A 9,504-nucleotide genomic window follows, 5' to 3' on the forward strand; every position below is an offset into this window, starting at 1 on the left:
GGCTAGAATTCAGGGTCGGGGCGAGAGGCGCTGCGACGGGTCATCGACGATCCGCCACGCTCGACCTGGTTTCACTCACCGTAAGGGCGCCTTCCGTCTGACCCACGGAAGGTGGATCCCATGGCGATTGCAGATCTCCGCAAACTCCTCGACGAGCGGGTGGTCGTGCTCGACGGCGCGTGGGGAACCATGCTGCAGGCGGCCGGTCTCACGCCCGAGGACTATCGCGGTGATCTGATCGCCCCGGACCACGTCCAGGACGTCACCGGCGACCCGGACCTGCTGATCCTCACCCGGCCCGACGTGATCCTCGACGTGCACCGGCAGTATCTCGCCGCGGGCGCCGACATCACCACCACCAACACGTTCACCGCCACCAGCATCGCCCAGGCCGACTACGGCCTGGAGTCGCTGGTCCGCGAGATGAACGTGCAGGGTGCGCGGCTGGCCCGGCAGGCGGCGGACGAGTTCTCCACGCCGGAGCGCCCGCGGTTCGTCGCCGGCTCCGTCGGCCCGCTCAACGTCACCCTGTCGCTGTCGCCGAAGGTCGACGACCCGTCCTACCGGGCCGTGACGTTCGACACGGTCAAGGCCACCTACGCCGAGCAGATCAGCGCGCTCGCCGAGGGCGGCGTCGACCTGCTGCTCATCGAGACGATCTTCGACACGCTCAACGTGAAGGCCGCCGTCGCCGCCGCGCAGGAGGTTGCTCCGCAGCTGCCGCTGTGGATCTCGGTGACGATCGTCGACCTGAGCGGCCGGACCCTGTCCGGGCAGACCGTCGAGGCGTTCTGGCGCTCGGTCGAGCACGCCCGGCCGCTGATCGTCGGCGTCAACTGCTCCCTCGGCGCCGCCGAGATGCGTCCCCACGTCGCGGACCTGGCCCGCTTCGCCGGCACCTACGTCGCCGCGCACCCGAACGCCGGCCTGCCCAACGCGTTCGGCGGCTACGACCAGACCCCGGCGGAGACCGGCAGCCTGCTCGCGGGCTTCGTGTCCGACCACCTGGTCAACGTCGTCGGTGGCTGCTGCGGCACCACTCCCGCCCACATCGGCAGCATCGCCGACGCGGTCCGGGGGCTGGCGACGCGCCACGTGCCGGCGCCCGCCCCGGCGACCAGGTTCAGCGGCCTCGAGCCGTTCGAGATCGGCCCCGACACCGGCTTCGTCATGATCGGCGAGCGGACCAACGTCACCGGTTCGAAGCGGTTCCGCCGGCTCATCGAGGCCGACGACCACCAGGGCGCGGTCGACGTGGCCCTCGAGCAGGTCCGCGGCGGCGCCAACCTCCTCGACGTCAACATGGACGCCGACCTGCTCGACAGCGAGCAGGCGATGACCACGTTCCTGAACCTCATCGCCACCGAGCCCGAGGTCGCCCGAATCCCGATCATGATCGACAGCTCGCGCTGGAGCGTCCTCGAAGCCGGCCTCAAGTGCGTGCAGGGCAAGGGCGTCGTCAACTCGATCAGCCTCAAGGAGGGTGAGGAGCCGTTCCTGGAGCAGGCCCGGATCATCCGCTCCTACGGCGCCGGCGTCGTCGTGATGGCCTTCGACGAGCTCGGCCAGGCCGACACGACGCAACGCAAGGTGGACATCTGCGGCCGGGCGTATGACCTGCTGGTCGACCGCGCGGGCTTCGCACCCGAGGACATCATCTTCGACCCGAACGTCCTCGCCGTCGCCACCGGCATCTCGGAGCACAACGGCTACGCCAAGGCGTTCATCGACGCGCTGCCGCTGATCAAGCAGCGCTGCCCCGGCGTGCGCACCAGCGGCGGCATCTCCAACCTGTCGTTCTCCTTCCGCGGCAACGACGTGGTGCGCGAGGCGATGCACTCGGCGTTCCTGCTGCACGCGGTCCGCGCGGGCCTCGACATGGGCATCGTCAACGCCGGCCAGCTCGCCGTGTACGCGGACATCCCCGCCGACCTGCTCGAGCTCGTCGAGGACGTGATCTTCGACCGGCGTGAGGACGCGACCGACCGGCTCGTCACGTTCGCCGGCACCGTCAGCGGCTCCGGCACCCAGCGGGTCGTGGACCTGTCGTGGCGGGAGGCCCCGGTCCGCGAGCGGCTGTCCCACGCCCTGGTGCACGGGATCGTCGACTTCATCGAGGCGGACACCGAGGAGGCGCGCCTGGAGGCGAAGCGTCCCCTGGAGGTGATCGAGGGTCCGCTGATGGACGGCATGAAGGTCGTCGGCGACCTGTTCGGCTCCGGCAAGATGTTCCTGCCGCAGGTGGTCAAGAGCGCCCGCGTGATGAAGCGGTCCGTGGCGTACCTCGAGCCGTACATGGAGGCCGAGAAGGAGGCCGCCCGCGCCGCGGGCACCGTGCAGAGCGGCCGCAGCGGCCAGGGCAAGGTCGTCATGGCGACCGTCAAGGGCGACGTGCACGACATCGGCAAGAACATCGTCGGCGTCGTCCTCGGCTGCAACAACTACGAGGTCATCGACCTCGGCGTCATGGTTCCCGCCGCGAAGATCCTCGACACCGCGGTCGCGGAGGGCGCCGACGCGATCGGCCTGTCCGGCCTCATCACCCCGTCGCTGGACGAGATGGTCGCGGTCGCCGCCGAGATGCAGCGCCGCGGCCTGAAGCTGCCCCTGCTCATCGGTGGCGCCACCACGTCGCGGCAGCACACGGCGGTGCGGGTGGCTCCGGCGTACGAGGGCAACACCGTCCACGTGCAGGACGCCTCCCGGGTCGTCGGGGTCGTCGCCGGCCTGCTGGACGCGAACCGGGTGGAGCAGCTCACCGCCGACAACCGCGACGAGCAGGAGCGCCTGCGCCGCCAGCACGCCGAGCGCCGGCACACCGCCCTGCTCACCCTCGCGCAGGCCCGGGCCAACGCCTCGGACGTGTCCTTCGCGGACGTGCCGGTGCCGGACTTCACCGGTGTACGGATCGTCGAGCCGCCGTTGCAGACGCTCCGCGAGATGATCGACTGGCAGTTCTTCTTCCTGGCCTGGGAGCTGAAGGGCAAGTACCCGGCGATCCTGGACCAGCCGGTCGCCGCCGAGCTCTTCGCCGAGGGCAACACCCTGCTCGACGAGATCATCGCCAATGGCTCCCTGACCGCCCGTGGCGCCTACGGCTTCTGGCCCGCGGCGTCGACCGGCGACGACATCGTCCTGGACAACGGTGTCACGTTCCCGATGCTGCGCCAGCAGACCGAGAAGCCCGACGGCCGCCCGAACCGCTGCCTCGCGGACTACATCGCACCCGCCGGCTCCGGGGATCACCTGGGCGGGTTCGCGGTCGCCGTCCACGGCGCGGAGGAGCTCGCCGCCCGCTACGAGGCCGACAACGACGACTACCGCGCCATCATGGTCAAGGCCCTCGCGGACCGGCTCGCCGAGGCGTTCGCCGAGTACATCCACCTCGAGGCCCGCCGGGCCTGGTTCGAGCCCGACGCCACCCCGGCCCTGGAGGACCTGCACGCGGAGCGGTTCCGCGGCATCCGCCCGGCCCTGGGCTACCCCGCCAGCCCCGACCACTCCCTCAAGCAGGCCCTGTTCGACCTCCTCGAGGCCGACAAGCTCGGCCTCGACCTGACCGAGTCGTTCGCGATGACCCCGGCGGCGGCCGTCAGCGGCCTGATCTTCGCCCACCCGGACTCGCGGTACTTCACGGTCGGCCGCATCAACCGCGACCAGGTCGAGGACTACGCGACCCGCCGCGGCCTGCCGGTCGAGGAGATCGAACGCTGGCTGCGCCCCAACCTCGCCTACGACCCCACCTGAGCCATCCGCACCACCTGAACACCGTCGCCCCCGGGCCTGGGCCGCACCCGCGGCCCGGGCCCGGTCGTCGTCTCAGATCCAGCCCTGCTTGGCGGCCGCCACACCGGCCTGGAAGCGGCTCTCCGCACCCAGTCGGTCCATCAGCTCGGACATCATCCGGCGCACGGTGCGCAGTGACACGCCCAGCTTGCGGGCGGCGTGCTCATCGGTGTGGCCGGCGGCGATGATCGCGATCAGGGCCTGCTCCTGCGGCAGGCAGCCGTTCGCGTCGGTCGCGGCGTCGTCCCCGAACGGCGTGCCGGTGGCCCAGATGTGCTCGAACAGCGCGCAGGTCGCGGCCAGCACGCCTGGATTGTCCACCTCGATGGCGCCGTCGGCCGCGTCGTGCGGGTTGAGGGGCAGGATCGCCACCTGCCGGTCCACGATCACCATCGGCATCGGCAGGGTCGGCACCGTGCGCATCTGACCGCCGAGGCCGACCAGCCACCGTGCCGCGGCCAGGGTGTCCACGTCGTTGCGGAAACTCTCCCGGCAGATCGCGCGGATGGCGACGCCACGCTCGAGCGCCCGCTGGTTGAGCGGTGCGCTGGCCGTGCGTGAGTCGGGCCGGTCCGCCGCACCCGCGTTCATGGACAGGCACTCGCTCGTCGCGCTCGTCGCGAGCTGCTCCATCCGGGCGCGGACCGCGTCGACACCGTCGAGGCGGATCAACGACCGGTCGGCCCGGCTGCCGGCGCGTTCCACGGCGATGGCCGTGATCGCGGCGCGGGTCACCTCGATCTGCCGTTGCCGCTCGGCGGCCTCCGCCTCGGCCCTGGCGAGCAGTGCCGCCAGGCCCACCTCCGGGCTGACCACCCGCACCGCGCCGTCGCCCCGTGCGGACGGGTTGAGCAGGGCGAGGTCGGCGAGATCGTCCAGTGCCGCGCGCACCTGCCGCTCGGTGAGACGGGTCTCCTGTGCCAGTTGACCGACGTCCAGCTTCGGGTTGGCCAGCATCGCCCGATATACGGCTTCCGCGACGGTTGAAAGCCCCAATAGCTCCAGCAATTCATCCCCCATGATCCATGCCAGGCCACCCAGTATGGCGATCGGTCGATGCCTGGACAAGGCCCGTCGGGTGCCCTTTGTCGACCTGGCAGCAAAATGCCACGCACCTTGGTGCCAGGCCGGAACTGGTGACTTCCCGGCCGCGGTCGAGCAGAGTTGTGCTCAGCAAGGAACACGCCGATCCGGCGGGAAACGAAAGCCGATCCTTCGGAAAACGAAACAGGAATACCTCACGGGGATGGAGTCTGTCATGTACGCATTCACTGACATCGATGGCCTGGTTGTCGAGATCCTTGAGAACGGATTCGGGTGGTGATTCCTGGATGTATCTCCTGACGTTTTCTCTCGAGCACACGGAGCCGCCCGAAATGGAACCGGACCTGATCGCCGAACTCCTCTGGTTGCAGGTCCTGCAGGCGGATCGCATCGAACACATCCGCGCCCGGGCCGGGCCGGAAGGCTTCCGCGTCGCGCTGTTCGTCAACGCCGAGTCGGCCACCGAGGCGCAGACGGCGGTCCAGCACTTCTGCCGCCGGGCGATCACGAACAACCCGCAACTGCGCGGCTTCGGAGTCCGCGACCAGCTGTGACACCGCCGCTCAACTACCGAAAGGAGACACCGGTGCGATCGCTCGCCGGAACCGCCCTCGCCACGCTGGCCCTGGCCGGCCTGGCCACCCTGACTGGATGCTCGGCGTCCGGCGGAGCGCCCACCACCGCGGCGCCGGCCGCCAAGACCCCGGCCGTGGCGCACGCCCCGCTCGGCCAGAGCCCCATCGCCGCAGTGCCGTCCGCTGGATCACCGGCTGCTGGATCACCGGCTGCTGGATCACCGGCTGCTGGGTCATCGGCCGCCGGATCGCCCGCCGGCAAAAGCACGGGATCGCCACGGTCCGGGCTCCCGGGTACACCGACAGCCGCCGTTACCGAAACCACCAAGCCGGTCAAAAAGCCGGTTCCGTCCACCTTTGCACAGGCCTGCACGCCGGCCGCTCTGCTCGCCTTCGTCCGCAGCCAGTCCGGTGGACCGCCCGGCGGTTTCACCAAGGTCGAGGTCTACAACTGCGTCGACACCTTCGCCCGGCTGTACGCCGGCGACGAACACGACAACGGTGACCAGTTCTTCCTGCAATTCGTGGAGAACCGCTGGCAGGTCCTCGCGCACGGATTGTCGATCGACTGCGGCGACGCGAAGCCGCAACTCATCGAAGCCTGCTCCGCATTCGAATAGCCCCACCAACCCCTCTTCGAACAGCCTCTGAAAGGAAACGACCATGACCATTCCTCGTTCGATTCGACGGATCGCGATGCGGCGAGCCCTGAACGCCGCGCTCTCCATCAGCCTGGCCGGCGGCCTCGGCTCCGCCGCCGTGCTGCTCACCACGCCGGCCGCGGCGAACGCCTCCGCCATCAACGGCACGATCGCACGGTCCGAGACGCTGTCCCGCTCGCAGTACTGGGTGGACCAGCACGTCACCTACACGCAGACCGGCACCTGGGCCAACGACGGCTACGGCAAGACCTACCGGCGGGACTGCTCGGGCCTCGTCTCGATGGCCTGGCACCTGTCCAACAGCTACGTGACCGGGGACTTCCAGCACGCTCATGACTCGACCCATCCGTGGACGGGGGTGCCCGGCGGCCTCGACGGCTTCCAGCCCGGCGACGCCATGGTGAAGTCCGGCCACATCGAGCTCTTCGTCAAGTGGGTCAACACGGCCAACCACGGCCAGGGCGCCTACGTCTACTCGTTCAACAGCGACGGCGAGACGGTCCAGAACCCCTACGCCAACAGCAGCTTCGGCAACCTGGGCAAGAACTCCTGGTCGGACCTGCAGAACTACTCGCCCATCCGGTACGACCGGATCACCGCCGACGCGACCACGACCGACATCGGCCTCGGGACCTCGATCTATAGCGACGGCTATCTGCAGGTCTTCGCCACCGACGCCCGTGGGGTCCTGCGGCACCTCTACATGACGAACGACGGCATCTGGCACGAGACCCCGCCGATCGCCACCGGCGTGACCGGCGCACCGGCCACGACCATGTACTCCGACGGCAATCTCCAGGTGTTCGTGAAGGGCACGAACGGCGACCTCCGGCACTTCTACATGACGGGCGACGCCGTCTGGCACGAGACCCCGCCGATCGCCACCGGGATCAGCAGCGCGCCGACCGCGACCACGTACTCCGACGGCAACCTCCAGGTCTTCGCGACCGGCACGTCGGGTCAGTTGCGCCACTTCTGGATGAAGCCCGACGCCACCTGGATCGAGACCCCCGCGATCGCCACCGGGATCAGCGGCGCGCCGGCCACGACCATGTACTCCGACGGCAACCTCCAGCTCTTCGCGACCGGCACGTCGGGCCAGCTGCGCCACTTCTACATGACGAACGACGCCGTCTGGCACGAGACCCCCACGATCGCCACCGGCCTGACCAGCTCCCCGGCAACGACCACCTACTCCGACGGCAAGCTCCAGGTCTTCGCCAACGGCGCCTCGGGTCAGCTGCGCCACTTCTGGATGAAGCCCGACGCCACCTGGGTCGAGACCCCCGCCATCGCCACCGGGGCCACCGCCGCACCGGCGACGGTCACCTACACCGACGGCTTCCTGCAGGTCTTCACCACCGACAGCACCGGCCGCCTGCGCCACCTCTACATGTCGAGCGACGCCGTCTGGCACGAGACCCCGGCCCTCATCGACGACCTCGACTGACCATCCCGCGGACCAAACGACTCAAGGCCAGTCCCGGATCTTCCGGGACTGGCCTCTGACCTGTGCGTCTACGGTGGGCGATACTGGGATCGAACCAGTGACCTCTTCGGTGTGAACGGCACCTTTGGACCCAGTTGATCAGGATGACGTCGACGTAGAACTGCAATGTCGGTCGTCGACGTTCGTAAGCGTCCACTGCCGTTCATGCCTGTTGTCACTCACTTTGTCACTCGGCGGTGGCCGCCTGCACTCATATTGATCTAGGACGAAGCTCCGGGACCAACCAGGAAGTCCCGGCGCACGCTCGCGCTCCCCGCGCTCTGCGTGCGTGCCCTGACCAGCCACAAGGCCGACCAGGACCGCGCCCGGGAGAAGGCCGGCGACGACTGGCAGGAAACCGGCCTGGTCTTCACCAGTCAGGTCGGCACCGCACTCGACGCGGCGAACGTCCGGCGGGCGTTCCGCCGGGTGGTCAAGCTGGCGGGGCTGAACCAGAAGGAGTGGACGCCCCGGGAGCTGCGGCACAGCTTCGTGTCGCTGCTCTCCGACAGCGGCATGAGCCTCGGCGAGATCGCCGACCTGGTCGGCCACGCCGGCACGACCGTCACGGAGAAGGTCTACCGCCACCAGCTGCGCCCGATCCTGTTGAACGGCGCTGTTGCGATGGATCGAATCTTCGAGCCTAAGCACTGACCCCAGCTGGCGGGGTATCGCAACCATGCGGCGGTACCCCGCCACTTCGCCAACGGTTCTGCCACGAATTGCATGCGGCGTAGACGTAGAGTCCATCCGTCGAAAGATGGCCAGTCCGATCGAAGTTGACCATCGACATGGCCGCGTCCGTTTGAAGTTGGCCAGCGATGCAATGCCGGGCGGGAGCCCGCGCATCCGTGAGCGCCGGTGGCGAAGCTTATGATCATGCGATCTGGGACGGGGGCGGCATGGACATCGACGGGTTCTGGGCGATTATCGAAGGCTCGGGGCGGGGCACCGATCCCATTGAGCGGGGTGAGCGGATCGAGAGAGCACTGGCCGAGTTGAGCGTGGAGGATCTGCTCGACTTCCAGGATTACCTCGACGAGCAGATGAGCCGGGTGGACGGCGACTTGATGGGCGAGGCCGCCACTCTGATCCTGTGCGGCTGCGGCGACGACAGTTTCTGCCGTTTTCAAGCGTGGCTGGTCGGCCTAGGACGAAAAACCCTGGACCGAGTGGCTGACGACCCAGACCTGCTGGCTGACGAACCTGAGGTGCAACGGCTGGCCGAACGGCATCCGCGAGACTGGACGAACGAGGAGTACCCCTGGTTCGAGAAACTCGAGTTCGCCGCCGTCCACGAGTACGAGCGGCGTGAACTGGATCCGGGCCAGATCTACGACGCGCTAAGGGCCCGCGACGTCCGAGACACCACGCCGCACCAGGACCGGGAGGCGGGCGACCGCGACCCGAATGAGGCGCTGCCCCGGCTGACCGCCATGTTCGGGGGCCGGATGTGGGATTAACCCGGTAGCTCAACTTGGCGGCTGTTGGCTCTCACCGCCATCAGCCCGTAGTCACGCACTTAGTCATCCAGGAGTACGAAAGAGGCCGTTTCCGACTGGCGGAAACGGCCTCTGACCTGCGGTGGGCGATACTGGGATCGAACCAGTGACCTCTTCGGTGTGAACGCCACGATTGCCGCGCGTCAAGTGCCGAAACCCGTTGCGGTGCAAGGGTTCTAGGTCCGCGAGTGTTCACGGTTGTGCGTGACCGTTCGTCCCAGTGACCCCCCGGTTAACCCCCTGGAATGACTGGAACAGAGGGGGTTGCCGAACCCTCTGTTCCAGCGCTTTTCGGTTGGTGGGCGTTCAGGGTTACTCGTGATCAATGTGTCCCCGGTATATATGCAGCTAGAAGGTAATTCGGGACACGAGGGACACCCAGCACTACCCCTACAAAGATGATTCCGTTTTGCGGATGTGATCAAGGTTGTGGCGGGCGCGCAGGG

At 68.3% G+C, this 9,504-nt stretch carries 6 protein-coding genes and 1 pseudogene; 6 read left to right on the forward strand and 1 reads right to left on the reverse strand.

Translation table 11 applies throughout. From position 1 onward, the window contains the following. Positions 1–120 precede the first annotated feature (120 nt). Positions 121–3,747, forward strand: a complete 3,627-nt coding sequence (gene metH, locus Dsi01nite_RS47205; RefSeq protein WP_203853015.1) for a methionine synthase — start codon at positions 121–123, stop codon at positions 3,745–3,747. 72 nt (positions 3,748–3,819) lie between these two features. Here the strand turns inward: metH and Dsi01nite_RS47210 are convergent, their stop codons facing one another. Beyond that, a complete protein-coding gene (locus tag Dsi01nite_RS47210) occupies positions 3,820–4,794 on the reverse strand; it encodes a helix-turn-helix transcriptional regulator (protein WP_203853031.1) in 975 nt (324 codons plus the stop codon). Positions 4,795–5,162: 368 nt separating this feature from the next. Here Dsi01nite_RS47210 and Dsi01nite_RS47215 point away from each other — a divergent pair, with 368 nt between their 5' ends. The 5 genes and pseudogenes from Dsi01nite_RS47215 (at position 5,163) to Dsi01nite_RS47235 (ending at position 9,019) form a co-directional block, all read left to right on the forward strand. Continuing rightward, positions 5,163–5,384: a hypothetical protein gene (locus Dsi01nite_RS47215; RefSeq protein WP_203853016.1), complete on the forward strand. Its 222-nt coding sequence runs from the start codon at positions 5,163–5,165 to the stop codon at positions 5,382–5,384. A 155-nt stretch (positions 5,385–5,539) separates the two neighbouring features. Further along, the gene (locus Dsi01nite_RS47220) at positions 5,540–6,025 is read left to right on the forward strand and encodes a hypothetical protein (RefSeq protein WP_203853017.1); all 486 of its coding nucleotides are present in this window, start codon (positions 5,540–5,542) and stop codon (positions 6,023–6,025) included. A 43-nt stretch (positions 6,026–6,068) separates the two neighbouring features. Then, on the forward strand, positions 6,069–7,517 hold the full coding sequence (locus Dsi01nite_RS47225; RefSeq protein WP_203853018.1) for a DUF8189 domain-containing protein: 1,449 nt from the start codon (positions 6,069–6,071) through the stop codon (positions 7,515–7,517). Between the two features lie 282 nt (positions 7,518–7,799). Then, positions 7,800–8,210, forward strand: a pseudogene (locus Dsi01nite_RS47230) (site-specific integrase); the annotation flags it as partial. 248 nt (positions 8,211–8,458) lie between these two features. Further along, positions 8,459–9,019 (forward strand): DUF4240 domain-containing protein, encoded by a 561-nt coding sequence (locus tag Dsi01nite_RS47235; protein WP_203853020.1) that lies wholly within the window; start codon positions 8,459–8,461, stop codon positions 9,017–9,019. Positions 9,020–9,504: the final 485 nt, after the last annotated feature.

The sequence above is a fragment of the Dactylosporangium siamense genome (assembly GCF_016862795.1).
GTDB classification, from domain to species: Bacteria; Actinomycetota; Actinomycetes; order Mycobacteriales; family Micromonosporaceae; genus Dactylosporangium; species Dactylosporangium siamense.